General features: G+C 63.5%; 23 protein-coding genes. 10 read left to right on the plus strand and 13 right to left on the minus strand.

Annotated features, from left to right (window positions below; genetic code table 11):
* The 3 genes from IVB54_RS23030 to ugpC form a co-directional block, all read right to left on the minus strand.
* Positions 1-948 (minus strand): sugar ABC transporter permease, encoded by a 948-nt coding sequence (locus IVB54_RS23030; RefSeq protein WP_007592324.1) that lies wholly within the window; start codon positions 946-948, stop codon positions 1-3.
* Positions 949-1,014: 66 nt separating this feature from the next.
* Positions 1,015-2,328 carry an ABC transporter substrate-binding protein gene (locus IVB54_RS23035; protein ID WP_018459245.1) on the minus strand — a complete coding sequence of 438 codons (1,314 nt, stop codon included), beginning with the start codon at positions 2,326-2,328 and terminating at the stop codon, positions 1,015-1,017.
* A gap of 78 nt (positions 2,329-2,406) precedes the next feature.
* Positions 2,407-3,468, minus strand: a complete 1,062-nt coding sequence (gene ugpC, locus IVB54_RS23040) for a sn-glycerol-3-phosphate ABC transporter ATP-binding protein UgpC (protein ID WP_007592328.1) — start codon at positions 3,466-3,468, stop codon at positions 2,407-2,409.
* 202 nt (positions 3,469-3,670) lie between these two features.
* Between ugpC and IVB54_RS23045 the strand changes: the two genes are divergently transcribed.
* From IVB54_RS23045 to IVB54_RS23075, 7 genes are all read left to right on the plus strand, one after another.
* Positions 3,671-4,771, plus strand: a complete 1,101-nt coding sequence (locus IVB54_RS23045) for a LacI family DNA-binding transcriptional regulator (RefSeq protein WP_018459246.1) — start codon at positions 3,671-3,673, stop codon at positions 4,769-4,771.
* A 122-nt stretch (positions 4,772-4,893) separates the two neighbouring features.
* Positions 4,894-6,723 (plus strand): IlvD/Edd family dehydratase, encoded by a 1,830-nt coding sequence (locus IVB54_RS23050; protein WP_018459247.1) that lies wholly within the window; start codon positions 4,894-4,896, stop codon positions 6,721-6,723.
* A gap of 113 nt (positions 6,724-6,836) precedes the next feature.
* Entirely contained in the window at positions 6,837-7,568 is a 732-nt protein-coding gene (locus tag IVB54_RS23055; RefSeq protein WP_018459248.1) for an SDR family oxidoreductase, read from the plus strand.
* A 15-nt stretch (positions 7,569-7,583) separates the two neighbouring features.
* A complete protein-coding gene (locus IVB54_RS23060) occupies positions 7,584-8,330 on the plus strand; it encodes an SDR family NAD(P)-dependent oxidoreductase (protein ID WP_247776458.1) in 747 nt (248 codons plus the stop codon).
* Between the two features lie 7 nt (positions 8,331-8,337).
* The gene (locus IVB54_RS23065) at positions 8,338-8,730 is read left to right on the plus strand and encodes a GFA family protein (protein WP_018459250.1); all 393 of its coding nucleotides are present in this window, start codon (positions 8,338-8,340) and stop codon (positions 8,728-8,730) included.
* 161 nt (positions 8,731-8,891) lie between these two features.
* The gene (locus IVB54_RS23070; protein WP_026233763.1) at positions 8,892-9,572 is read left to right on the plus strand and encodes a site-2 protease family protein; all 681 of its coding nucleotides are present in this window, start codon (positions 8,892-8,894) and stop codon (positions 9,570-9,572) included.
* Positions 9,573-9,634: 62 nt separating this feature from the next.
* Positions 9,635-10,057: a hypothetical protein gene (locus IVB54_RS23075; RefSeq protein ID WP_018459252.1), complete on the plus strand. Its 423-nt coding sequence runs from the start codon at positions 9,635-9,637 to the stop codon at positions 10,055-10,057.
* Here the strand turns inward: IVB54_RS23075 and IVB54_RS23080 are convergent.
* The 6 genes from IVB54_RS23080 to IVB54_RS23105 all read right to left on the minus strand — a co-directional run bounded on the left by IVB54_RS23080 (position 10,045) and on the right by IVB54_RS23105 (position 15,802).
* A complete protein-coding gene (locus IVB54_RS23080; RefSeq protein WP_085352796.1) occupies positions 10,045-10,860 on the minus strand; it encodes a TonB family protein in 816 nt (271 codons plus the stop codon). The genes IVB54_RS23075 and IVB54_RS23080 overlap by 13 nt on opposite strands.
* Positions 10,861-10,869: 9 nt before the next feature.
* Positions 10,870-11,325, minus strand: coding sequence for a TonB system transport protein ExbD (gene exbD, locus IVB54_RS23085; protein WP_018459254.1), 456 nt, complete (start codon positions 11,323-11,325; stop codon positions 10,870-10,872).
* Positions 11,326-11,328: 3 nt separating this feature from the next.
* Positions 11,329-12,249 (minus strand): tonB-system energizer ExbB, encoded by a 921-nt coding sequence (exbB, locus tag IVB54_RS23090; protein ID WP_085395901.1) that lies wholly within the window; start codon positions 12,247-12,249, stop codon positions 11,329-11,331.
* Positions 12,246-12,935 (minus strand): Fe2+-dependent dioxygenase, encoded by a 690-nt coding sequence (locus tag IVB54_RS23095; protein ID WP_018459256.1) that lies wholly within the window; start codon positions 12,933-12,935, stop codon positions 12,246-12,248. The genes exbB and IVB54_RS23095 overlap by 4 nt, the downstream gene beginning before the upstream one ends.
* Positions 12,936-12,937: 2 nt before the next feature.
* Positions 12,938-15,334 carry a TonB-dependent receptor gene (locus tag IVB54_RS23100; RefSeq protein ID WP_231188603.1) on the minus strand — a complete coding sequence of 799 codons (2,397 nt, stop codon included), beginning with the start codon at positions 15,332-15,334 and terminating at the stop codon, positions 12,938-12,940.
* Between the two features lie 228 nt (positions 15,335-15,562).
* Complete coding sequence (locus tag IVB54_RS23105) at positions 15,563-15,802, minus strand: hypothetical protein (protein ID WP_018459258.1); 240 nt, start codon at positions 15,800-15,802, stop codon at positions 15,563-15,565.
* A gap of 369 nt (positions 15,803-16,171) precedes the next feature.
* On the opposite strand from IVB54_RS23105, the gene IVB54_RS23110 reads away from it, so the two are divergent.
* The 3 genes from IVB54_RS23110 (at position 16,172) to IVB54_RS23120 (ending at position 21,126) form a co-directional block, all read left to right on the plus strand.
* Positions 16,172-17,344 (plus strand): efflux RND transporter periplasmic adaptor subunit, encoded by a 1,173-nt coding sequence (locus IVB54_RS23110; protein WP_018459259.1) that lies wholly within the window; start codon positions 16,172-16,174, stop codon positions 17,342-17,344.
* Positions 17,341-20,487, plus strand: coding sequence for an efflux RND transporter permease subunit (locus IVB54_RS23115; RefSeq protein ID WP_018459260.1), 3,147 nt, complete (start codon positions 17,341-17,343; stop codon positions 20,485-20,487). The genes IVB54_RS23110 and IVB54_RS23115 overlap by 4 nt, the downstream gene beginning before the upstream one ends.
* A 66-nt stretch (positions 20,488-20,553) precedes the next feature.
* On the plus strand, positions 20,554-21,126 hold the full coding sequence (locus tag IVB54_RS23120) for an invasion associated locus B family protein (protein WP_026233765.1): 573 nt from the start codon (positions 20,554-20,556) through the stop codon (positions 21,124-21,126).
* Positions 21,127-21,205: 79 nt separating this feature from the next.
* Here the strand turns inward: IVB54_RS23120 and IVB54_RS23125 are convergent, their stop codons facing one another.
* The 4 genes from IVB54_RS23125 to IVB54_RS23140 are packed head-to-tail and all read right to left on the minus strand — an operon-like array spanning position 21,206 to position 24,527.
* The gene (locus IVB54_RS23125; RefSeq protein WP_247776459.1) at positions 21,206-21,925 is read right to left on the minus strand and encodes an ABC transporter ATP-binding protein; all 720 of its coding nucleotides are present in this window, start codon (positions 21,923-21,925) and stop codon (positions 21,206-21,208) included.
* Complete coding sequence (locus IVB54_RS23130) at positions 21,922-22,689, minus strand: ABC transporter ATP-binding protein (protein ID WP_018459263.1); 768 nt, start codon at positions 22,687-22,689, stop codon at positions 21,922-21,924. The genes IVB54_RS23125 and IVB54_RS23130 overlap by 4 nt, the downstream gene beginning before the upstream one ends.
* On the minus strand, positions 22,679-23,650 hold the full coding sequence (locus IVB54_RS23135) for a branched-chain amino acid ABC transporter permease (protein ID WP_018459264.1): 972 nt from the start codon (positions 23,648-23,650) through the stop codon (positions 22,679-22,681). The genes IVB54_RS23130 and IVB54_RS23135 overlap by 11 nt, the downstream gene beginning before the upstream one ends.
* A gap of 13 nt (positions 23,651-23,663) precedes the next feature.
* Positions 23,664-24,527, minus strand: a complete 864-nt coding sequence (locus tag IVB54_RS23140; RefSeq protein WP_018459265.1) for a branched-chain amino acid ABC transporter permease — start codon at positions 24,525-24,527, stop codon at positions 23,664-23,666.
* Positions 24,528-24,583 lie beyond the last annotated feature (56 nt).

Below are 24,583 nucleotides of genomic sequence, written 5' to 3' on the forward strand. Positions count from 1 at the left end.
TCAGTCCCTCCCGCCCTGCTGCCAGCGGGAACGCTGAAGCCCGAAAAAGCTGAGCAGGATCGCCGCGACCAGGAACGGAATCATCGCGTTCGAGATCGCCGCCCCCTCGCCGAGATTGCCGCCGGTGATGGCGCGCTGGAACGACAGCGTCGCCATCAGATGGGTGGAGTTGATCGGTCCACCCCGCGTGATGGTGTAGATGAGCTGAAAGTCGGTGAAGGTCATCAGCACCGAGAACGTCATCACGACCGCGATGATCGGCGACAGCATCGGCAGCGTGATGTGGCGGAAGCGCTGCAGATTGGTGGCGCCGTCGAGATTGGCGGCCTCATAGAGCGAGGGCGAGATGGTCTGTAATCCCGCCAGCAGCGTGATCGCCACGAAAGGCACGCCGCGCCAGATATTGGCGGCGACGACCGACCAGCGCGCATTCCAGGGATCGCCAAGGAAATCGATATAGCGCGTGATCAGGCCGGCCTTGATCAACACCCAGGAGATGATCGAGAACTGGCTGTCATAAATCCACCAGAACGCAATCGCAGAGAGCACCGTGGGCACGACGAAGGGCAACAGCACGATCGCCCGGATCATCGACTTCATCGGCAGCCGCTCGTTGAGCAGCAGCGCCAGGTAAAGGCCGATGGCGAATTTCACCGCGCTGGCGGCGACCGTGTAGAAGATCGTGTTGAACACCGAAAGCCAGAACACTGAGTCCTTCGCCAGCGAGACGAAATTCTGGAAGCCGATGTAGCGCCCGGCGCCGCCGATCTTGGTGTCGGTCATGCCGAGCCAGAAGCCCAGCGCCAGCGGGTAAGCCAGAAACAGGATGAGGATGGCGATTGCCGGCACCATGAACATCGCGCCGAGGAAATGCCGGCTCTCGAATGCTCTGGTCCACAAGCTGCTGCGCTTGGCCTGCGCGACAGTGGACTCGGCCATAACTGCCATGTCGGATTCCCCTCGACGAAAAGTCGCGGCGTCCGGCGAACCGGACGCCGCGTAGATTGGAGCTGATCAGACCTGATAGTAGCGCTTGGCGCGCTCGGCTGCGCGTGCGGCTGCCGCCTTCGGCGTCACCGAGCCCGACGCCGCCTCGGCGAACATGTCGACGACGACGAAGTCGCCCATCACCGCGGCCGAGGCATAGCCGAGATCGCCGGCATAGCCGTTGTCGCGGCAGCGCTTCAGGCAGTCGCGATACGGCGTGATCTTCGGATCCGACGTCCACACCGGGTTGTCGTTGTAGGCCGGAAGCGGCGGCGACACGTAGCCGTTGGAGGAGACCTCCCAGGCGTCGTAGTTCGCCTTGTCCATCATGAACTTGATGTATTCCTTGACCGCCTTCGGATACTTCGAGTGCTTGTAGCCGTAATAAACCAGCACGTTCTGCTGCTCGGTCGACACGCCGACCGGACCGATCGGCATCGGCGCGTGGTTCATGTCCTTGGCGATCTCCTGCTGCTTCGGATCGGTCGAGTTCTTTCCGACGGTCCAGATAGAGATGCCGTTCAGCGTCAGGCTGAGCTCGCCGTTGAGGAACGCCTTGTTGTTGTTCGAGTCGTTCCACGACAGCACGCCGGGGATGAAGGTCTCGTAGAGCTGCTTGACGTATTCGAGCGCGGCGATCGTCTCCGGCGAGTCGATCACGACCTCGTTCTTTTCATTGACGACTTTGCCGCCGAAGGCCCACAGCGCCCACTGGCACCAGCCGTTGGCGTCACCCGTGGCGTGGCCGAGCGCGAAGCCGGCCGGCGTGTTGTTCTTCTTCAGCGCCTGGCAGAGCTTGAGGAAGCCGGCAGTGTCCTTGGGAAATTCATCGAAGCCGGCGGCCTTCACGTGGCTAACGCGATAGTTCAGGCAGCCGCCGGTCGCGCCCTGCGGAATGGCGATCCAGCTGTTGCCCTTCTTGCCGTAGCGTTCGGCAACCGGGTACCAGCCGCCATACTGCGCGCCGAGATAGTCGGCGACGTCAGTCATGTCGATCAGCTTTTCCGGGAATTTGTGGGGATCATCGAGCGTTCCGATGATCAGGTCGGGACCGGCGCCGACATTGGCGGCGACCGCGGCTTTGGGGCGGATGTCCTCCCAGCTCTCGGCCTCGAGCTTGATCTTGACGCCGGTCTTCTCGGAGAACGCCTTGGTCTGCTCGGCGAATTTGTCGAACTCGGCCTGAATGAACTGCTTCCAGCGCAAGACGCGGATGGAAGCGTTCGGCTCGGGCGTGTTGGTCCACTCCGCCGCGCGTACCGGGACAATGCCCGGGCCGGCCAGCAGCGCCGCGCCGCCCAGACCGACTTTAAGCACACTTCGCCTGTCGAAATCGCTCATCGTTCTCTCCCTAAATTTTATATTTGTATTGGGTCGTCTTGTATTGGGGCAGTTCTGCTTGGCAGTTCTTTGGCGTCGCTATACGCGTTTGCCCGTCGCCTCGTCGAACAGATGAATCACGGAAGGATCGGGCTTCAGCTTGACCTTGTCGCCCGGGTTGAACTGGTGACGTTCGCGGAAGACTGCGACGACCTGCTCACCACCGAGCTTCGCAAACACCTGCGTTTCCGAGCCGGTCGGCTCGACCACGACGATCTCGGCATCGGCGCCGTCGTCAGCGATGGTGAAATGCTCGGGACGCACGCCGTAAACGACAGGACGCCCGTCGGACGCCGCCGGCGCGTTCCTGAGCGGCAGCTTGACGCCATTCGGCCCCTCGAAGGTCGCAACGCCGTTGACCCGCACATGACCCTTCAGGAAGTTCATGGACGGCGAGCCGATAAAGCCGGCGACGAACTGGTTCTCGGGCTTGTCGTAGAGCTCGAGCGGCGTACCCATCTGCTCGACGATGCCGTCATGCATGACCACGATTTTATCGGCCATGGTCATGGCCTCGATCTGATCGTGGGTGACGTAGACCGTCGTGGTCTTCAGCCGCTGGTGCAGCTCCTTGATCTCGGTGCGCATCGCGACGCGCAGCTTGGCGTCGAGGTTCGACAAGGGCTCGTCGAACAGGAACACCTGCGGATCGCGCACGATGGCGCGGCCCATGGCGACGCGCTGGCGCTGGCCGCCGGAGAGCTGGCGCGGATAGCGTTCGAGCAGCGGCGACAGTGCCAGGATCTCGGCGGCGCGCTTGACGCGCTTGTTGATCTCTTCGGTGCTCTCGCCCCGCAGCTTCATCGAGAAGCCCATGTTCTCGCCGACCGTCATGTGCGGATAGAGCGCGTAGTTCTGGAACACCATCGCAATGTCCCGCTCCTTGGGCTGGACATTGTTGACGACGCGGTCGCCGATCGAGATCGTGCCTGAGGTGATGTTCTCGAGACCGGCGAGCATGCGCAGAAGCGTCGACTTGCCGCAGCCGGAGGGGCCAACCAGGACAACGAACTGGCCGTCCTCGATCGGAATCGAAACGCCGTGCAGGACTTCAAAATTGCCGAACGATTTCCGCACGTCGCGGATTTGCACAGACGACATCTAGCTCCCTCCTCGAAAGTCCACGACGCATCTCGCGCCGCGACCGTCTTGTTTTTTCAGACTTCACCGAACGAAGCCCAACCTTAGCGGGCGACATTGTCGGCAGTTTGCGCGGTTTTGGCAATTTGTCTTTGGTTAGTCCGTGCTGGTAGCGCTGTCAACGTTCCTTTGTTTGCGACAGTGAGTGTGTTAAGAGCAGCAAATGGGTCGAAACCGCACCAAGTCAGGCAAAATCCGGCTGGCGGAAGTCGCCGAGCTCGCCGGCGTAAGCCCGATCACAGCGTCCCGCTTCTTCCGCAATCCCGAGGCGCTGTCGGTGGCCAAACGGACCCGGGTCGAAAGCGCGGCCAGGGAGCTTGGCTATGTGCCGAACCTGGCGGCGCGCGCGTTGGCCTCGCAGCGCACCGAGGTGATCGGTGTCTTGATTCCGTCGCTGACCAATAACGTGTTCTCCGACGTGCTACGCGGCATCTACGACGCCTCCGAAAACAGCCGTTACTCGATCCAGTTGTCCAACACACGCTACAGTATTCTCCAGGAGGAGAAGCTGCTGCGGCTGTTTCTTGCGCAGAAGCCGGCCGGGCTGATCGTCACCGGCATCGACCAGACCACGGAATCGCGCGCAATGCTCGATGCCGCCGACTGCCCGATCGTGCAGATCATGGAGATCGGACCCAATCCGATCGACATGATGATCGGCTTTTCGCACTATGACGCAGCCCGTGCGGCGGTTGCGCATCTGTTCGCGCAAGGTCACCGCAAGATCGGTTTCGTCGGCGCACGGATGGATCCGCGGGTGCAGCGCCGGCTCGACGGATACGTCTCGGCCATGAAAGACGCCGGACTGTTCGACCAACGCCTCGTCGTCACCACGGCGACTCCGACCTCGGTAACGCTCGGAGGCGCCCTGTTCACCGATCTCCTGGCGCGGGAGCCCGGCATGGACGCGGTGTTCTGCGCCAATGACGACCTCGCGCTGGGTGTGCTGTTCGAATGCAGGCGCCGCGAGATCGCGATCCCCGAACAGATCGCGATCGTTGGCTTCAACGATCTCGAATTCATGGCCTCCGCCGTCCCGACTTTGACGAGCGTGCGCACCAACCGCTACGAGATGGGCAACACGGCCGCCAGCATGCTGATCGACGCGATCGACGGACGGCGTCCGGAGCAGCCGGTGCTCGATCTCGGCTTCAAGGTGATCGAGCGGCAAAGCTCGTCGGCCCGGCGTTCCGACAACCGGCCAGCCGTTTCAGGCGGGGGTGTTGCGAACAAAATGGTAGCGTTACCAAGTGGCCATGACTAGTATCGGATTTGTGAGGAAACGACCCGCCAGCGGGCAGGCAAATCGTCGCTCGCGCCGTTGGGCATCGCACAAGCCGATACCATAAAACGGACGCCAGTGCGTTTGCATTGCAGGAGAAACCAATGACAAAAAAACCAACCAATGGGCATGCCCCCGCCGGCAACGGCGCTCGCCGCCACCTCCGCTCGCAGGAATGGTTCAACAATCCGCATAATCCGGGCATGACCGCGCTCTATATGGAGCGCTATTTGAACTACGGTCTCACCCGCGCCGAGCTCCAGTCCGGCAAACCGATCATCGGCATCGCGCAGACCGGCAACGACCTCTCCCCCTGCAACCGCCACCATATCGAGCTTGCCCATCGCGTCCGCGAAGGCATCCGCGAGGCCGGCGGCATTGCGATGGAATTCCCGACCCATCCGATCCAGGAGACCGGCAAGCGCCCGACCGCGGCGCTCGACCGCAACCTCGCTTATCTCGGCCTCGTCGAAATCCTCTACGGCTATCCGCTCGACGGCGTGGTGCTGACCACGGGCTGCGACAAGACCACGCCGGCCTGCATGATGGCGGCGGCGACCGTCAACCTGCCCGCGATCGTGCTGTCGGGCGGGCCGATGCTGAACGGCTGGCACAATGGCGAGCGCACCGGCTCCGGCACCATCGTCTGGAAATCGCGCGAGCGCCTCGCCGCCGGCGAGATTGACTATGAAGAATTCATGGAGATCGTGGCGTCATCGGCGCCCTCGGTCGGCCATTGCAACACCATGGGCACCGCTTCGACCATGAACGGGCTCGCGGAAGCGCTCGGCTTCTCGCTGCCGGGCTGTGCGGCGATCCCCGCCCCCTATCGCGAGCGCGGCCAGATCGCCTACGAGACGGGAAAACGCATCGTCGACATGGTCTGGGAAGACCTCAAGCCTTCGGACATCCTGACCCGCAAGGCGTTCGAGAACTGCATCGTGATCAATTCGGCGATCGGCGGCTCGACCAACGCACCGATCCACATTAACGCGCTGGCGCGCCACATCGGCGTCGAGCTCTCCATCGACGACTGGCAGAAGGTCGGCCACGACGTGCCGCTGCTGGTGAACATGCAGCCGGCCGGCTTCTATCTCGGCGAGGAATTCCACCGCGCCGGCGGCGTGCCGGCCGTGGTGCGCGAACTGATGAAGCACAAGCGCATCCACGAGGACGCGGTCACGGTCAACGGCCGCGGCATCGGCGAGAACTGCGCCAATGCGCCAAAACCCGACAACGACGTGATCTGGTCTTACGACAAGCCGCTGGTGAAGGACGCCGGCTTCCTGGTGCTGAAGGGCAATCTGTTCGATTCCGCGATCATGAAGACCAGCGTGATCTCCAAGGAGTTCCGCGATCGCTACCTCAGCAACCCGACCGATCTCAATGCATTCGAGGGCCGCGCCATCGTGTTCGAGGGTCCCGAGGACTATCACGAGCGGATCGACGATCCCTCACTCGAGATCGACGAGCGCTGCGTGCTGTTCATCCGCGGCACCGGCCCGATCGGCTATCCCGGCGGCGCCGAGGTCGTGAACATGCAGCCCCCTGCGGCGCTGATCAAGCGCGGCATCATGTCCCTGCCCTGCATCGGCGACGGCCGCCAGTCGGGCACCTCGGGCTCCCCTTCGATCCTCAATGCTTCGCCGGAAGCCGCCGCCAATGGCGGGCTCGCGATCCTCAGAAACGGCGACAAGGTACGCGTCGATCTGAACAAGGGCAGTGCCAACATTCTCATCTCCGACGACGAGGTGAAGAAGCGCCACGCCGAGCTGGCGGCGAATGGCGGCTTCAAGCATCCGCCGAACCAGACGCCGTGGCAGGAGCTTTATCGCAACACCGTCGGCCAGCAGTCGACCGGTGCCTGCATGGAGCTCGCTACGCGCTATCAGAACGTCGCCGGCACATTTGGCGTAGCGCGGGATAATCACTGAGTTAGGAACACGTAGCCCGGGTGAGCGGAGCGACACCCGGGACATCCGCTCCCGGATATCGCGCTCGCGCGCTCATCCGGGCTACGGCACTGAGAAAATCGAGGAGAATACAAATGGCAGACCGCCTCAAGGGAAAGCGCGCCGTCATCACGGCTGCAGCGGCAGGCATCGGGCGCGCATGCGCCATTGCATTCGCGCGTGAAGGCGCAACCGTCATCGCCACCGACATCAATGAGAGCGGCATCGCGAGCCTGGCTAAGGAAGGTATTGCCGAGACTGCGAAGCTCGACGTGCGCAGCACCGCCGACGTTAACGCCTTCGCCAAGCGCGTCGGCAAGGTCGACATCCTGCTCAACGCGGCGGGCTTCGTGCACCACGGCACCATCCTGGAGTGTTCGGAAGAGGATTTTGATTTCTCGTTCGACCTCAACGTCAAGTCGATGCACCGGACCATCAGGGCCTTCCTGCCGGACATGCTCGCGGGCGGCGGCGGCAGCATCGTCAACATCTCCTCCTGCGCGGCGCTGCGGCCGCCGGCCAACCGTTACGTCTACAGCGCTTCGAAGGCAGCGGTGTCGCTGCTGACGCGCGCGGTCGCGCTCGACTTCATCACCAAGGGCATCCGCTGCAACAGCATCTGCCCGGGCACCGTCGAGACGCCTTCGATGCTCGACCGTGCCGCAGCGCAAGGGCCGCAGGGCAAGGAGATGTTCGTCTCCCGCCAGAAGATGGGCCGGCTCGGCACCGCCGACGAGATCGCATCCATGGCGGTCTATCTCGGCAGCGACGAGAGCGCCTTCACCACCGGTGTCGACCTCGTGGTCGACGGCGGCTACATGCTCTGACGCCAGAGGCCCGGCATGAACAAGATCGATCTCAACGGCCGTGTCGCCATCGTCACCGGCGGCGCGCAGGGCTTTGGCCGCGCCATTGTTCAGCGCTTCGTCGCCTCCGGCGCCAAGGTCGCGATCTGGGATTTTGATGCAGCCCTGGCCGAGAAGACGGCAAAGGAAATCGGCGATAACACCTGCGTCTTCAAGGTCGACGTCACCGATACCGCGGCCGTCGAGCAGGCCCGCGACGTGACGCTGGCCGCCTTCGGCAAGATCGACATCCTCGTCAACAATGCCGGCATCGCCGGCGTCAACAAGCCGGTCTGGGAGACCGATCTCGAGGAATGGCGGAAAGTTCTGCGCATCAACCTCGACGGCCCTTTCATCGTCTGCAAGGCGATCGTGCCTTGGATGCTCAAGCAGAAGTACGGGCGCATCGTCAACATCGCCTCGATCGCCGGCAAGGAAGGCAATCCCAACGCCTCGCATTATTCGGCGTCCAAGGCCGGCCTGATCGCGCTGACCAAGTCGCTCGGCAAGGAATTGGCCGCACACGACATTCTCGTCAATGCGGTGACTCCCGCGGCTGCGAAGACGGCGATCTTCGACCAGATGACGCAGCAGCATATCGACTTCATGCTGTCGAAAATCCCGAAAGCGCGCTTTGTGCTGGTGGAAGAGCTAGCCGCGATGGTGAGCTGGCTCGCATCCGAGGACTGCGCGTTCTCGACCGGCGCCGTGTTCGACATCTCGGGTGGGCGGGCAACCTATTGAGGCAGCCATGATCCGAGAAGGCGGATGTCTGTGCGGCGCGGTGCGGTTCAAGGCGGAGGGCGAGCCGCTCAACGTCCGCATCTGCCATTGCCGCCTCTGTCAGAAGGCGATGGGCTCGCCCTACTTCGCCCGCGCGCAATTCGACCAGCGCGCACTGACTGTCGAGGGCGACACCGAGCGCTATGCGTCGTCCGAGAACATCGACCGCGTGTTCTGTAAGCGCTGCGGCACGCGCCTGTTCGCCTGGCGGCGCAACGGCACGCTGGCTGGCGTTGCGCTGGCGACCTTCGACGATCGCAACGCGTTTGTGCCCACCGAGCACATCTGGGTCAGCGAAAAGATGGGCTGGGTGACGATCGAGGACGGCATGATCCGATATGACGGGACGATCCCGACGTAGCTCATCCGGCGCCAAGGCTCCACGTCACGGCCGCTGGTCTCGCCGATCATTTGCGGCGTGGCATTTCGGGACCGCCCACCCTATGTTGGGGTGACGCGTTGCTGCACCACCGGTTGGCTGGGTCGGCTGCAAGACCGCAGGCAAACCGGGACGGACGAGCCGTGAACATTTCCTTGTATGACCTCTCGGTGTGGGTGCTGCCGCTGGTGCTCGCCATCACCTTCCACGAGGCTGCCCACGCCTTCGTCGCACATCGTCTCGGTGATGATACCGCATGGCAGCTCGGCCGTGTCAGCTTCAACCCGCTCCGCCACATCGACCCGTTCGGCACGCTGATATTGCCGGCGATGCTGCTGTTCGCGCATTCGCCATTCCTGTTCGGCTATGCCAAGCCTGTGCCGGTGAATTTCCGCAAGCTCAACGACCCCAGACTCGGCATGGTCTGGGTGGCGCTGGCCGGGCCCGCCACCAACATCCTGCTGGCGCTGTCCGCAGCTCTTGCCCTGCACGCCCTGCCCTGGGCCCCAGCGAACTCGGCGCAATGGATCTTTGACAATCTCAAGAACGCACTGCTGATCAACGCGGTGCTGGCGGTGTTCAACATGATGCCGATCCCGCCGCTCGACGGCGGGCGCGTCGCGGTAGGGCTGCTGCCCCGGCCACTCGCCCTCCCGCTGGCGCGGCTCGAGCCGTTCGGGATGCTGATTCTGATCGGCTTGCTGATCCTGCTACCGCTGGCAGGCTCGCAGTTCGGTCTAAATCTTGATGTTATTTCAGCAATACTGCGAACGTTGACCGGTTATGTGATTCAGGCTGTTCTCATTCTGACCGGCAATACGTAGTTGAACAGCACACCCGAACACAAGCCGAAGGGCTCGAGGCCGACTTGGTCAAAGCTGCCGATATGCTGATCGCGCGACGCGCTGATACCCGCGCTCGCGCCGATTTTGCCACCTGGAAGATGATGGCCAAGCTCAACGGGTCGTCCGCGCTGCCTCCGGAGGCGCAGGAGTTCCTCCTGAGCTACAAGAACCTGCGGGCGCAGATGAACGAGGGTGAGGCTACCGAGGCCACCATCGGCGCCATCTACAAGGCCTACTATGCCGAGATGGGCGGCGCGGGAACTCCACCTGACGTCCGCCCCCGGGCGGCTGAACCGGCGGCGGACAATGTTACCGCTTTCCGCCGCCCCGAACCGAAGCTGAAGAAGGCCAGTTTCTTCCGGGCAGCGACCGCGGGCGCAACCCAGAAGCGGCCGCTCCCGGTGGCCCTGATCTTCGCCTGCCTGGTCGTGGTCTATGTCGGGATCAGGCTCTACTGGCGCTGAGCCGTCTTCTTCTTTTTCCTTGCGTCCGGCGGCGTGAAGATGATGTCGACGGTGCGCTCGAACCGGTCGTCGGTCAGGCTGGCAGGCGGCTGCGGGATGGGATCGGATTTGCGGACAATCGAGATCGCGGCCGCATCGTAAGCTGCATCCCCGGACGACTCGACAACGTCGACTGAAAGCACGTTGCCCCGTCGGTTGATCGCGAAGCTGACCTTGACTTTCTGATTGTTGGGCTCCTTGCCTTCCGGATTGACCTTGTGGGCCGTAAGGTGCGCGCTAATCTTGCGATTCCAGTCTGCCGTGAGCTTTAGAATGTCCTTGCCGATGCCCAGCACGGGCGCCAGTGCCTTCTCGGCCTCGCGCGCGTCCTCGTCGAGCGTCTGCCGCGCCGTCGCAACGGACTTCGGCGAGGCCTCCGCAGCGGGCGTTTCGACCGCCGCAATCTTCGGATCCTCGTCCTGCGGCTTCTTCGAAATGTTCTCGGTGACGACCCGATCGGGATCGTCGACCTGTTGCGACTGATCCTTTGGAAGCTCGGTTTCCTTGGTCTCGGCCTTTTGCTCGGGAAGCGCCTGCTGCTCCTGCATCGCTTCACTATCCGGTCCCGGCGGAAGGTCGGTGTCAGGCGCCTTCGGCGAGGCCATCTCGACAGCGAACTCCGCGCCGGCCGCGCCGAGGCCGTCATCGGCGTCATCGGCCCGCAGGTGCGCCAACGCGAGCGCGGCCCCGCCCAGATGGAGCGCGAGCGCCGCCATCGCTGCCAAAATCCAAAGCGTCCGGGCTGGTCTGGACTCGTCCGACATAGCGGGCCTCTAAGGCTGAGCGGCGCCTGCCGCGGGCGCCCCCGGAGCGCCTTCCAGCGCAACCAACTTCACCCGCGAATAGCCGCCTGAGCGCAACAGCTCCATGACGCCCATCAACTCGCCATACGGCACCGAGCGATCGGCGCGCAGGAACACGTACTTGTCCTTGCTCATGTCGGACAGCCCGTCGAGGGTGCCGATCAACTCGGCGCGGTGGACCGGGTTCTCTCCGATGGCAAGCGTCAAATCGGGCTTGATGCTGAGATAGGTCGGCTTGTCCGGCTTCTTCTGCGGCGTCGCGCTCGACGTCGGCAGATCGATCGGCAGGTCGACGGTCGAGAGCGGCGCTGCGACCATGAAGATGATCAGCAGCACCAGGATGACGTCGATGAACGGCGTGACGTTGATTTCATGCGTTTCGCCGAAATCGTCGTCGTCATCATTGTCTGCGAGCGAAACGCCCATGGTTCACTCCGCCGCGCGCGAATGCACGCTGCCGTGGCTGCGGTCGAGATCGCGCGAGAGCAACCGCCCCGCCGCGCCCGAGGCACGGCTGACGAGCTCGAGATAGCTCTTCGTCACGCGCGAGAAGTAATTGTAGATGATGACGGCGGGAATGGCGGCGACCAGACCGATCGCGGTGGCGAGCAGCGCCTCGGCGATACCGGGCGCAACGACGGCGAGGTTCGTGGTCTGCGACTTCGAGATGCCGATGAAGCTGTTCATGATGCCCCACACCGTGCCGAACAGGCCGACGAAGGGCGAGGTCGAGCCGATGGTCGCGAGCACACCCATGCCGACGCGGATGCGCCGCGCCTCCGCGCGCATGATCTCGGAGAAGCTCGAAGCCGCCCGCTCCTTGATGCCGGTGTCACTGGACAGGCCGGCCGACATCCGCGCCTCCCGCAGCGCCGCCGCCAGGAAGGACGGCAGGATCCCCGCTTTGGAGCCGAGCGCCATCTGCGCTTCCGCGAGCGAGCGCGCCTCCGCGATCTTCTTCAGCGCCGAGCGAAGCTTGGTCGCGGCGATCGACAGCTCGATCGACTTGGCGATCAGCACCGTCCAGGTCATCAGCGATGCAAAAGCGAGCCCGATCATCACCGCCTTCACGATGATGTCCGCCGACATGAACATCACCCAGGGCGACAATTCCTTCATGGCGGGCGCGATGCCGGCTGCAGTATCGGACTTTGCAGCCGCAGGCGCGGCAGCTTGCGGCGCCGCAGGCGGAGCAACAACCGGGGCCGGGCCGACCGGGGACGGCTGAGCCGTCGACTGGACCGGTGCCGCGGGCGTGGCCTGTGTCTGGGCGGAAACAGGGGATGCAAGCCAGGCGGCCGCCAGCACAAGAGCTGCGGCAAGGCTTGCTTGGAAGGACATGATCTTCATACTTCGGCCCAGTAGCGAATGAGGTTGTGATAGATACCCGTCAATTTGACCGTTTCGGGATCGTCACGCCCGAGCCGTTCCACCAGCGCCTGTATCGCGGTGTCGAGGTCAAAGATCATGCTCCGGGCTTGATCGTCCCGTATCATGCTCTGAAGCCAGAAGAAAGACGCAACCCGCGTTCCCCTCGTCACCGGGGTGACCAGATGGAGGCTGGTCGAGGGATAGAGCACGCAGTCCCCGGCCTGCAACTTGACTTCGTGCGAACCGTAACTGTCCTCGATCACAAGTTCGCCACCGTCGTACTCCTCCGGCTCGGCCAGGAACAGCGTCACCGACAGGTCTGTGCGGATGCGGAGGCCGGTCAGGCGGTCGCCGCGGATGGCATTGTCGACGTGCAGGCCGAAATGGTGGCCGCTGCTGGCTGCATAGCGGTTGAACAGCGGCGGGAATATCTGGAGCGGGATCGCCGCCGCGATGAAGCGCGGGTTCGAGGTCAGCGCCGAAATGATGCGGTTGCCGAGTTTTCGCGCGACTTCGCTGTCGGGCGGCAATTGCTCGTTGCGCTTGACCATCGCCGACTGCGAGCCGGCGGTGGAGCGCCCGTCCTCCCAATCGCTGGCGTCCATGATGCGGCGGAAATCCGCCACATCATCCTTGCTCAGAACGCCAGGCAGGCACGTCAACATGATCAGAACTTCGCCGTCGTCACGAGGTAGAACGCCCGTCCCGGCGCGACCGCCACGAAAGGCACGGCACTGCGATAGAACGAGTCGTAGTAGAGCTTGTTCGTCAGGTTCTGGGCGTAGAACTTCATGGTCCAGTTCTGGTCGATCTTCTTCTCGAGGAACGCGTCGAACCGCCAATAGCTCGGCAACTCGTTGGTGTTGGCCGCGAACGTGCCGCCATAGACCTTCGAGCGGTACACCGCCTGCCCGCCGAGTTCCCAGCCGCCGTCGAACTTGTACTTGGTCAACATGCTGAACGATTGGTGGGCTATGTTGGCGAGTTGCAGACCGAGATTCGAGGCAACGCCGCTCTGCGTGACCTTCGACTGCATCAGCACCAGGCCGCCAAAAATGCTCCAGCGGTCGGTGAGCTTGCCCTCGGCCTCGATGTCGATGCCCTGGATCCTGTAGGCGGCGCCCGAAGTCAGCACGCTGTTGACGGTCTCGCGCGCATTGTCCTTGGTCGTCTGGAACAGCGCACCGGTCACCAGCAGGTGACGGTCGGCAAGCTCCCATTTGGTGCCGAGCTCGATTGCCTTGTTGCGCTCGGGTCCGAGCAAAACGGTCGTGTTGGGCGGAACACCACCGTAATCGGTCGCGGTCGCATCAAGCTCCGACCCGAACGGATTGGCCGAGGTCGCATAGGCTGCATAAAGGCTGCCGATCGAGATCGGCTTGTAGACCGCGCCGACATTGTAATTGACAAGATCGGCGTTCATTTTTAGGGCGGGGGGCGCGTTGACTGACGCACTCATATTATAGCCGTCGTAGCGCACGCCGCCATTCACAATGATGGTGTCCTGCCAGTTCGCAGTGTCCATGACGTAGACGCTGCTGGTGTTGACACCATAGCGCGTGGGATTTCCAACCAGCGATGGCGTGTTGCTGAAGGGAATGTAGGTGTACTGCGGCGAGTAGAGGTTGACCCCCGTGACCGCTCCGTTGCTGGTCGAGCCGCCGCCGAATAGTTCCGACGAGAGGCCGGTGTAACGGTCGATCGAGATGTTCTCGTTGGCGTATTCCACGCCGAACACCGCGGTGTGCTTGACCCCTCCTGTGACGAGCTTGAAAGTGGCCTCGTTCTGGTTGGCCCACACGTCGACGTTCTGGAAGCGGCTCTGCGCGCTGGCCGTGGTGGTCCAGAGCAGCGGATTGGGGCTGGTCGTGTTCGGGTTCTGCGGCAAGGTGCCGATGTAGTTCAGCAGCGAGTGCTCGCCGCGAACCTTGCTGGTCAGCGTAATGGCATCGTTGACCTTGTACTCGATCGTTCCGGTGCCGAAATCCTGCCGTGCGGTCTGGAAGTCGCGATTGAGGAAGCCGTACCAGTTTCCGCGCGGAATGCCCGCCGACGTCACAGGGACATTGCCCTGCCTGTAGAAGGGCACGCCGAAATCCGGGTAGCCGCTAAGATCGGTGTGGACATAGTTCGTCGTGATCTTGATGTCGTTGGTCGGGGTGTACTTGGTCGAGATGAAAGAACCCCAGCGATCGTCGGTGATATAGTTGCGGCCGGCGACGTTGGCGTCCTGGAACAGGCCGCCCACGCGCACGGAGAAGGTCGGATCGACGACCTGGTTGACGTCGAGCGTGACGCGCTTGGTTCTGTCGGTGCCGAACTCGGTATCCATCCGCTTGAAATTAACGTCGCCCGCCTGCTTGGTGACGATGTTGATGGCACCGCCAGCGGTGCCGCGGCCGGCGTAGGACGAGGCGGGGCCCCGCAGGATCTCGATCTGCTCGGTGAAGAAGTTTTCGCGGATTGAGACCGCGGGATCGCGGATACCGTCGATGAAGACGTCGTTGCGCGCATCGAAGCCGCGGATGAAGAAGCGGTCGCCGAACGCGTTGCCCCCCTCCCCCGAACCCAGCGTCACGCCGGCGGTCGACCGCCCGATCTCCTTCAGCGTCGTGGCGTTCTTGTCCTCGAGAACTTCCTTGCTGAGCACGGTGATGGTCTTCGGCGTGTTCAGCATCGGCTCGGGAAACTTGCCGGAGGCCTGGACGTGGTCGACCTTGTATGGCGCCGCCGGATCCGAATACGGATTGCGGTCAACCTCGCCGGACGGCGTGGTGGGAGCGGTCTGCTGCGCCGCCTGCTGCCGCTGCGCGGCGCGGCGAAGCGCATTGCGCGCGCGGACCTGATCCGCCGTCGGCTTCGAAGCCACCGGGCGCGGACGCGCGACCGGCGCATCGACCGTCACCGGCGGCAGGTTCGACTGCTGCGCCTCCGCGCCGCTCGACACCGATGCTGCTGCGATCAGGCCCGCGACAGCGGAGACCTTCTTGCCGGAAACGCTCGTGAACTTTTCATCGAATGCTGCGACCGAACGCAACGACTTCGGTGCGACCACCTGCCCCATTACCAAACACGCCCCATATTCCAGTTCGCCCATTCACTTCGATGAGCGATTGGAGTGTTGGTATCGGCCGCAAAATTGCGGGTCAATGCGAGTAAGCCGCGAGAACGCTTGAATAAGTCCAGATCAAAGCGATTCTAAACTGCCGTTTGAAATCGTTCTAAATCGAGATTGGAGTCGTTCTAAAGAGCGCGTGAAAATGCTGCTAAATCGGCGGTCGCGGGCGCATGGTCAATCGCTGCTTGGCGGCTTCATCAACGAGAACAATTCATCGACGGTCTTCCGCGCCACCGCGCGCACGCGGTCGCTGTCGTCCATGCCTGCGATGTTGACGCCGTTGACGACGGCTCTGATCTCGTCGCGGAACTCGGTGAGAAAGCGCAAGGGATCACGCTGCTCGTTGGCGACGCGTGCGATCAGTCCCGTGATCAGGATCTGACACGCGATCAGCTTGCCGTTCAGTTCGTCCATGCTGCGCTCCCGTTGTGGCGCGTCGATATGACCGATGCCGATTTCCCTGACAACCGAAACTGCACGATTAGAACCGTTCCTGCCAGCCGTCGCCTTGCGGCCCATGCGCGGCGCCGCTCAGTCCAGAGCACACCGCTTTCGAGCATTGCACAAACTTTGCACGCTGATCGTTCCTGAGGGGGGAATGCAGCACGGCACACCGTAGTGACACGGAGCTGCCTAACCCGTGCAAAGCTTTCCAATTGTTTAGGATTCTCAACCGATAGTGCTGTTTACACTGGAACTTGGCGTGTATTATACAAGCCTCCTGGAACCCTATGATTGCCTCATAATTCGTAGCTTAGGGCATAAGAGCCGACACGAGACGATATGAAAAAGTCCCGGCCGATCCTCTGGATTCTGATCATCGCGGCCGTGGCCTCCGCAGGTTACTATGGTTGGCAGAAATTCGGCTCGCCCGACGCCGGAAAAACCCAGACCGCACAAAAGGGGCCGCAGCGCCCGTCCGCCGTCCCCGTGAGCGTTTCGCCAGTTCAGAAGGTGGACTTTCCGGTTTACCTGACCGGTCTGGGCACGGTTGCGGGCTTCAACACCGTCCAAGTCCGGACCAGGGTGGATGGCCAGATCGACAAGATCGCCTTCACCGAAGGCCAGATCGTCAAGGAGGGCCAGCTTCTCGCCTCGATCGATCCCCGTCCCTATCAAGCCACGCTCGACCAGGCCAAGGCCAAGAAGGCCCAGGACGAGGCAAATCTGGCCAACGCCAATCTCGAGCTCCAGCGCGCCATGAAGCTCGGCGAATTCGCCACCGCCCAGCGGGTCGACACCCAGCGCTCCACGGTCGCCCAGCTCACCGCACAGATCGCCGCCGATGATGCTGCGATCTCCAACGCGCAGACCCAGCTCGACTACACCCAGGTCAAGGCGCCGATCACCGGCGTCGCGGGCCTGCGCCAGGTCGACATCGGCAACATCGTCAACGCCTCGACGCAGACCGGCATCGTCACGATCTCGCAGGTCGAGCCGATCTCGGTGATCTTCACCGCGCCAGAGGATCAGCTGCCCTATATCAGCGAGGGCCAGAAGGCCGGCGCGCTCAGGGTGATCGCCTTCACCACCGACGGCAAGAAGACGCTGGCCGAGGGCAAACTCGCGGTCATCAACAACCAGGTCGACACCAGCAGCGGCACGATCCGGCTCAAGGCGGTGTTCGACAACAAGGACCACGCGCTGTGGCCCGGGCAGTCGGTGTCAACGCGCCTGCTGGTGCGCACCCTCAAGGATGCGACCGTTGTCCCGGATGATGCGGTCCAGCACTCCACCAACGGCCTCTACGCCTATTCTGTCAATCAGGACAACAAGGCCGAGGTGCACAAGATCAAGGTCAGCTACAGCATCGACGGACGTTCCGTCGTCGACGAAGGGCTGACGCCCGGGCAGCAAGTGATCACCGGCGGCCAATTCAAGGTCCAGCCCGGGAGCCTCGTCTCCACGGCCGTGGCGAGTACGGATCCGGCCCAGAACAAGGTCCGACAGGAATGAACGCGGGCGGGATTTCGGCACCTTTCATCCGTTATCCCATCGGCACCTCGCTGCTGATGGCCGGCATTCTCTTCGTCGGTCTCGTCGCCTATCCCCTGCTGCCGGTCGCGCCACTGCCGCAGGTAGACTTCCCGACCATCCAGATCACAGCCAATCTGCCGGGCGGCAGCCCAGAGACCATGGCTTCGTCGGTGGCCCAGCCGCTCGAACGGCAATTCGCCCAGATCCCGGGCATCGCCCAGATGACCTCGACGAGCTATCTGGGCACCGCGTCGATCACCATCCAGTTCGACCTCAACCGCAGCATCGACGGCGCCGCCAACGACGTGCAGGGCGCCATCAACGCCGCGAGCGGTCAGCTGCCGAAGAACCTGCCGTCGCCGCCGACCTACCGCAAGGTCAACCCGGCCGACGCGCCGATCCTGCTGCTGTCGGCAACCTCAGACACATTGCCGCTGACCAGCGTCAGCGACGCGGTCGACGCCCAGCTCGCCCAGCAGATCAGCCAGCTCTCCGGCGTCGCGCAGGTCTTCATCGGGGGCCAGCAGAAACCGTCTATCCGCATCCAGATCGACCCGGCCAAACTCGTCGCCAAGGGCCTGTCGATGGAGGACGTGCGCAGCCAGATCGCGATCACCACGGTCGACAGCCCCAAGGGCAACATCGACGGCCCGAAGCGCGCCTACACGATCTACGCCAACGACCAGCTCACGCAGGCCAAGGACTGGAACGACGTCATCATCGCTTATCGCAATGGCGGTCCCTTGCGAATCCGCGATGTCGGCCAAGCGGTCAGCGGCGCCGAGGACGCCAAGCAGGCGGCCTGGGCCAACGGCAAGCGCGGCGTGTTCCTGGTGATCTTCAAGCAGCCGGGCGCCAACGTTATCGAAACCGTCGACCGGATCAAGGCCACCCTGCCTCGCCTCGTCGCCGCGATCCCGCCCGCGATCAAGATCGAGCTCATCAGCGACCGCACCACGACGATCCGCGCCGCGGTCGAGGACGTCCAGTTCACGCTGCTGCTGACCATAGCGCTGGTGGTCATGGTCATCTTCATTTTCCTGCGCAGTTTTTGGGCGACTGTCATTCCCACAATCACAGTGCCGCTGGCGCTGCTGGGCGCGTGCGCCTTGATGTGGGTCGTCGGCTATTCGCTCGACAATCTATCGCTGATGGCGCTCACCATCGCGGTCGGATTCGTCGTCGACGACGCTATCGTGATGCTCGAGAACATTACGCGCTACATCGAAGAAGGCGAATCGCCGATGGCGGCGGCCTTCAAGGGCTCCAAGGAAATCGGCTTCACCATCGTGTCGATCAGCATCTCGCTGGTCGCAGTGCTGATTCCACTGCTGCTGATGGGCGGCATCATCGGACGCCTGTTCCGCGAATTCGCCGTCGTGCTGGCGATGACAATCTTCGTCTCGATGTTCGTGTCGCTGACCCTGACGCCGATGATGGCCTCGCGCTTCCTGCGCGCCCATGGCGAGGTCACCCACGGCAAGTTCTACCAATGGAGCGAGCGCGGCTTCGATGCAATGTTGCGCGGCTACGAATGGGTGCTCGACCATGCCCTGAGCTGGCGCCGCACCACGCTCACGATCTTCTTCGCCACCCTTGCCCTGTCGGTCTATCTGTTCGTGCTGATCCCGAAAGGCTTCTTCCCGCAACAGGACGTCGGCCTGATCACGGCGACCTCGGAAGCCTCCCAGGACATCTCGTTCGCGGAGATGCAGCGCCGCCAGGTCGAGCTCGGCAAAATCGTAATGGACGACCCCGACGTCGCAACGATCGCGATGAACATCGGCGGCAGTGGCCGCGCCGGCAACAACGGCAACATGTTCATCACGCTGAAGCCGCTCAGCGTCCGCAATGCCTCGGCGCAGCAGATCATCGCGCGGCTGCGTCCCAAGCTCGAGAAGGTGTCCGGCGCCCGCCTCTACATGCAGGCGGCCCAGGACGTCCGGCTCGGCGGCCGGCCGACGCGTACGCAGTTCGAGTTCACCCTGCAGGACGCCGATCTCGCCGAGCTCAATGACTGGGCGCCGAAGATTCTCGCCAAGATGCAGACCTTGCCGCAACTGCGCGACGTCGCGACCGACCAGCAGACCCAAGGCACCACGGTTCAGCTCAAGATCAACCGCGATACGGCTGCGCGTTACGGCATCCAGCCGCAGCTGATCGACGACACGCTGTACGACGCCTTCGGACAGCGCCAAGTCACGCAGTATTTCACCCAGCTCAACACCTACAAGGTGATTCTCGAGATCCTGCCGGAGATGCAGGGCAGCCTCGAGAGCCTGAACAAGCTCTACCTGAAGTCCCCGCTAACCGGCGACCAGGTGCCGCTGTCGACCTTCGCGACCTGGAGCACCGATCCGGTTCGCCCGCTCTCGATCAGCCACCAGGGCCAGTTCCCGGCGATCACGATCAGCTTCAACCTCGCCCAGGGCGTCGCGCTCGGCCAGGCTACGGAGGCCGTGCAGAAGGCGATGGCGGACCTCGGCGCGCCGCCGACGCTCAATTCGAGCTTCCAGGGCACGGCACAGGCGTTCCAGCAGTCGCTCGGCACCGTGCCGCTCCTCATCCTCGCCGCGCTGGTCGTGGTCTATCTGATCCTCGGCATCCTCTACGAGAGCTACATCCATCCGATCACGATTCTGTCGACTCTGCCCTCGGCCGGCGTCGGCGCGCTCGCGATCCTGATGGCGGCGGGCTTCGAGTTCAGCCTCATTGCTTTGATTGGAGTCATTCTGCTGATCGGCATCGTGAAGAAGAACGGCATCATGATGGTGGACTTCGCCATCGCCGCGGAGCGCGACGAGCACAAGACGCCGGCGGAATCGATCCGGCAGGCAGCGCTGTTGCGCTTCCGTCCGATCATGATGACGACGATGGCTGCCCTGCTCGGCGGCGTGCCGCTGATGCTCGGCCACGGCACCGGCGCCGAGATTCGCCAGCCGCTCGGCTACGCCATGGTCGGCGGTCTGATCGTCAGCCAGGCGCTGACGCTGTTCACCACCCCGGTCGTCTATCTCTATCTCGACGAGCTCAACAACTGGTTCTCGGGCTGGGGCCGCAAGGGTGGCGGCGAAGGCGACGAGACGGTCGAGCACGGCACCGTTAAGGAAGCTGCCGAGTAGCAGCTTGCACCGCGCGCCTCACGACGTTACAGCGAGGCCTTCGGTTCACGTCAACGCGGTCTTGCCATGCCCTTGCAATCCAGACTTGTCGCCTTAGCAGCCGCTCTCCTGGTGTCGGCGGGTGCCGCGCATGCCCAGCAAGGCGCCAAGAAGAACGCAGCTCCGTCTGCCCCGGCGGCACAGCCCGCACCGGCTCCGACGCAGCCGCAGGCTGACGGCGCTGCGGCGCAGCAGCCCGGCTGGGTCGTGCGCTGCACCAGCGTCAGCCGCGACGCACCGCTCGAATGCGCGATGGAGCAGAACGCGGTGCTGACCAAGACCGCCCAGACCATCGTTCTGATCAACATCCGCATCGCGCCCGACACCCGCACACCGGTGGCGCTGCTGCAATTGCCGCTTGGCCTCAACCTTCCCATCGGCGCCAAGCTCCAGGTTGACGAGGGCAAGACGGTCGATCTCCAGATCCAGACCTGCGAGAACCGCGGCTGCTACGCCTCCTCGCCGATCGCGCCGGACCTGCTTGCGACTTTGCGGTCGGGCAAGCAGCTCAAGGTCTCCTTCCAGAACATGGCGAAGGAAACGATCGCGATCCCGATGCCGCTCGGCGATTTCGCGGCGGCCTACGACAAGATCAAGTAGCGACGCCTCGCCGTTACTGTTGCATATCCATATTGCAGCCCAACGCCCCCGATACCGGGCGCCTCCAGGCGGAAATCGGTCAGTCCACGCCCAGATAAGCCTTCTGCACCTGCGGATCCTCCGCGAGCGCCGCCGCCGTGCCCGACAGCACGCTCTTGCCGACCTGGAGCACCGTGGCGAAATGCGAGACCTCCAGTGCGAGCTCGATCGACTGCTCGGCGAGCAGAATGGTCAGGCCCTCGCGATGCAGGCGGCCGAAGGTCTCGTACATGGACTCGACCACCGCCGGCGCGAGACCGAGCGAAGGTTCATCCAGCATCAACAGCTTCGGCTCGCTCATCAGCGCGCGCCCGACCGCGAGCATCTGCCGTTCGCCACCGGACATGGTGCCGGCACGCTGGTTGCGGCGTTCCTTGAGGCGCGGAAAGATCTCGTAGACACGTTCGAGCAGCGTGGCCTGGCGCGACTTGTCGCGCAGCGGCGTTGCGCCAAGCATCAAATTGTTCTCGACGCTCTGCTGCACGAACAGCCGCCAGCCTTCTGGCGACAGCGCCAGCCCCTTGCGCACGATCGCAAAGGCTCTTTCGCCGGCGATATCCTCGCCGCGAAAGCGGATCGATCCGGAATGCACGGGAATAAGGCCGGCGATCGCGTTCAGCGTCGTGGTCTTGCCGCCGCCATTGGAGCCGAGTAGCGCCACGACGCTGCCTTCAGGAACCTCCAGCGAGACGTCGGACACGCCGATGAGATCGCCGTAGCGCACCTCGAGGTGCTCGATCCGCAGCAACGGCCCGCTCATAGGTCGGGCCCGCCCATCAGTTCGACCGGCGTGTGGCCGGCCGCTGCCTTGGCTGCACGCTTGCCGAGATAGGCCTCGATCACCGCCGGGTTGGATGTGACCTCGCGCGGCGATCCGCGGGCGATCTCCTTGCCCTGGTGGAACACCATCACGCGGCTGGCGAGTGACATGATCACTTCCATGATGTGCTCGACGATCACAAGGGTGATGCCGGAACGATGGATGTCGCGCACGAGGTCGATGGCGAGCCTCACCTCATGGGCGTTGAGGCCGGCCATGGCTTCGTCGAGCAGAAGCACCTTCGGTTCGGTTGCCAGCGCCCGCGCGATCTCCAGCCGCTTGCGACCGGGGGTGCCGAGCGAGCGCGCCGGCGCATCCGCAAGCCTGATCATGCCGACGCGCTCGAGCACCGCGCGCGCCCTGGTCTCGGCGTCCTTGCGATGCGAGGTGCGCAGGAACGCGCCGATCATGACGTTCTCCAGCACCGTCATGCCCTCAAATGTCTGCGGCACCTGGAAGGTACGAGCGAGCCCAAGCCCGGCGCGCAGCTCCGGCGCGAAGTCCGTGATGTCACGGCCCTCGAACAGGACGCAGCCCGAAGTGGTCTTGAGATCGCCAGTCAGGCAATTGAAGAAGGTGGACTTGCCCGCGCCATTCGGGCCGATCAGGCCGAGGATGTCGCCTTGCTCCAAGGTCACGGAGGCATCGTCCACCGCCTTGAAGCTTCCGAACGCCTTCGTAATTTCGCGTGCCTCAAGGAGCATGGCCAGCTCCCGTGTCCTTCGTCGGCTTGCTGCGCCGAGTGAACAGGCTGAGCAGACCGCCGGGCTGGAAGCGCGCGATCACCACGATGATCGCGCCATAGAGCACGAAGGTGAGCCCGGCGCCCTTGCCGCCGAGCCAGCTGTTCGAGATCTCCTCCAGCGGCACCAGGATCGCGGCACCGACCAGGGGCCCGAACAACAGCCCTGCCCCGCCCAGCGCCGCCATGATCAGGATTTTCACCGAAATCAGGATCCCGAACCCGGACTCGGGGTCGACGAAGCCGAACATCATGGCATAGAGCGCGCCGGCGACGCTCGTCAGCGCCGCGCTCAGCATGTAGGCGTAGAGCTTGGTGCGACTGGCGGGTGCGCCGAGCGAGCGCGCCGCGCGCTCGGAGTCCTTGATCGCGCGCAGGTAAAATCCCATGCGGCTGTTGGTCATCCACCAGGTGATCAACAGCGTGATCACGAGGATTGCGAGGAAGAGATAATAATACGGCAGCGACGACAGGAACGAGAGATCGAAGATGTTGCGCGGCACGGTCGGCCCTGAGAGCCCGACGGCCGCACCGAGCCATTCGGTGTTGGTCACGATCAGCCGCATCGTCTCGGCGACCGCGATGGTCGCCATACTGAAATAATGGCCCGACAGACGCAGCGTCGGCACGCCGATGATCGCGGCCAAGCCCACGGCGAGCACGATCCCGCCGGGGATGCCGAACAGGGGCGACAGGCCGAACTTTGCGTAGGATCCCATCGCGGCATAAGCACCGCAGCCGAAAAAGACGACGTGGCCGACCGAGACCTGGCCGGCATAGCCGCCGACGATATTCCACGCGGACGCTGCAATCGCATAAAGCAGCACCAGCGCGCCCAGACGCTGCTGGAACGGCGAGGACAGCAGCAGCGGATAGCAGATCGCGAACGCTGCGACGACCGAGAGCCAGATCAAGCGCCGCATCACAGCCTTCCCATCAGGTCTTGCCCATCAGGCCTTGCGGCCGGAACCAGAGGAAGAGCAGGAACAGGACATAGACGACGATGTCCTTGTAGATCGCGCCGATCAGATAGCCCGACAGCGATTCGATCATGCCGATCAGCAGGCCTGCGACAAGGGCGCCCGGCACACTGCCAAAACCGCCGAGCGACACCGTGACGAAGGCGACGATGCCAAGCGTCTCGCCGACGGTCGGCACGATGTAGAAGAAGTTCGCAATCAGCGCGCCGGCAAGCCCGGTGGCACCGGCCGCAATCGCCCAGGCGATCGCCTGCATGGTATCGGGACGGATGCCCATGAGCTGGGCCGCTGTTTGATCCTCCGCCACCGCCAGCATTTTCGAGCCGAGCGAGGTCCGCGTGAGCAGCAGATGCAGCCCGAGCGTGACCAGCAGCGCGACCACGCCGGCAAGCAGCCGCGAGGCCTCGATGCGCAGGCCCGCGAACGCATAAGTGCCGCCCACGATGTCCGGAGGCATCGACAGGAAGTTGGCCCCGAACCACCAGAACACGGAATAACGCAGCAATAGCGCAAGCCCGAAAGTGCCGAGGATCTGCGCCAGCATCGGTCCCTTCATGATATCGCGGATCAGGGCGAAATAGACGACGACGCCGACGGTCGCGAGCACCAGGGTTGCCAGCGGCGCGCCGAGGATCGGCCCTCCTCCCAACAGCGTGTAGACGACATAGGCGACGTACATGCCGAGCATGACAAAATCGCCATGCGCGAAATTGACGATGTTCATCATGCCCCACACCAGCGTGAGGCCTGAGGAAAACAGGGCATAGACAGCGCCAAGCAGAAGTCCGCCGACGATCACCTGCACGAGTACAAAGGACATGAGCCAGCGTTGCTCTGATCAAATCATTTCGAAAATGGCGGGGCGCGCAGCCCCGC

The sequence above is a fragment of the Bradyrhizobium sp. CW1 genome (assembly GCF_023100665.1).
Taxonomy (GTDB): domain Bacteria; phylum Pseudomonadota; class Alphaproteobacteria; order Rhizobiales; family Xanthobacteraceae; genus Bradyrhizobium; species Bradyrhizobium canariense_D.

What these genes read in the sequence shown, in the direction of transcription:
- IVB54_RS23095 (WP_018459256.1), bottom strand. Translation starts at nt 12,935, where the DNA reads ATGTTGACGTGCCTGCCTGGCGTTCTGAGCAAGGATGATGTGGCGGAT.
- IVB54_RS23065 (WP_018459250.1), top strand. Translation starts at nt 8,338, where the DNA reads ATGATCCGAGAAGGCGGATGTCTGTGCGGCGCGGTGCGGTTCAAGGCG.
- IVB54_RS23125 (WP_247776459.1), bottom strand. Translation starts at nt 21,925, where the DNA reads ATGAGCGGGCCGTTGCTGCGGATCGAGCACCTCGAGGTGCGCTACGGC.
- IVB54_RS23045 (WP_018459246.1), top strand. Translation starts at nt 3,671, where the DNA reads ATGGGTCGAAACCGCACCAAGTCAGGCAAAATCCGGCTGGCGGAAGTC.
- IVB54_RS23115 (WP_018459260.1), top strand. Translation starts at nt 17,341, where the DNA reads ATGAACGCGGGCGGGATTTCGGCACCTTTCATCCGTTATCCCATCGGC.
- IVB54_RS23030 (WP_007592324.1), bottom strand. Translation starts at nt 948, where the DNA reads ATGGCAGTTATGGCCGAGTCCACTGTCGCGCAGGCCAAGCGCAGCAGC.
- IVB54_RS23075 (WP_018459252.1), top strand. Translation starts at nt 9,635, where the DNA reads ATGCTGATCGCGCGACGCGCTGATACCCGCGCTCGCGCCGATTTTGCC.
- IVB54_RS23110 (WP_018459259.1), top strand. Translation starts at nt 16,172, where the DNA reads ATGAAAAAGTCCCGGCCGATCCTCTGGATTCTGATCATCGCGGCCGTG.
- IVB54_RS23100 (WP_231188603.1), bottom strand. Translation starts at nt 15,334, where the DNA reads ATGGGGCAGGTGGTCGCACCGAAGTCGTTGCGTTCGGTCGCAGCATTC.
- IVB54_RS23080 (WP_085352796.1), bottom strand. Translation starts at nt 10,860, where the DNA reads ATGTCGGACGAGTCCAGACCAGCCCGGACGCTTTGGATTTTGGCAGCG.
- IVB54_RS23055 (WP_018459248.1), top strand. Translation starts at nt 6,837, where the DNA reads ATGGCAGACCGCCTCAAGGGAAAGCGCGCCGTCATCACGGCTGCAGCG.
- IVB54_RS23060 (WP_247776458.1), top strand. Translation starts at nt 7,584, where the DNA reads ATGAACAAGATCGATCTCAACGGCCGTGTCGCCATCGTCACCGGCGGC.
- exbD (WP_018459254.1), bottom strand. Translation starts at nt 11,325, where the DNA reads ATGGGCGTTTCGCTCGCAGACAATGATGACGACGACGATTTCGGCGAA.
- IVB54_RS23120 (WP_026233765.1), top strand. Translation starts at nt 20,554, where the DNA reads ATGCCCTTGCAATCCAGACTTGTCGCCTTAGCAGCCGCTCTCCTGGTG.
- IVB54_RS23105 (WP_018459258.1), bottom strand. Translation starts at nt 15,802, where the DNA reads ATGGACGAACTGAACGGCAAGCTGATCGCGTGTCAGATCCTGATCACG.
- IVB54_RS23140 (WP_018459265.1), bottom strand. Translation starts at nt 24,527, where the DNA reads ATGTCCTTTGTACTCGTGCAGGTGATCGTCGGCGGACTTCTGCTTGGC.
- exbB (WP_085395901.1), bottom strand. Translation starts at nt 12,249, where the DNA reads ATGAAGATCATGTCCTTCCAAGCAAGCCTTGCCGCAGCTCTTGTGCTG.
- IVB54_RS23130 (WP_018459263.1), bottom strand. Translation starts at nt 22,689, where the DNA reads ATGCTCCTTGAGGCACGCGAAATTACGAAGGCGTTCGGAAGCTTCAAG.
- IVB54_RS23135 (WP_018459264.1), bottom strand. Translation starts at nt 23,650, where the DNA reads ATGCGGCGCTTGATCTGGCTCTCGGTCGTCGCAGCGTTCGCGATCTGC.
- IVB54_RS23035 (WP_018459245.1), bottom strand. Translation starts at nt 2,328, where the DNA reads ATGAGCGATTTCGACAGGCGAAGTGTGCTTAAAGTCGGTCTGGGCGGC.
- ugpC (WP_007592328.1), bottom strand. Translation starts at nt 3,468, where the DNA reads ATGTCGTCTGTGCAAATCCGCGACGTGCGGAAATCGTTCGGCAATTTT.
- IVB54_RS23050 (WP_018459247.1), top strand. Translation starts at nt 4,894, where the DNA reads ATGACAAAAAAACCAACCAATGGGCATGCCCCCGCCGGCAACGGCGCT.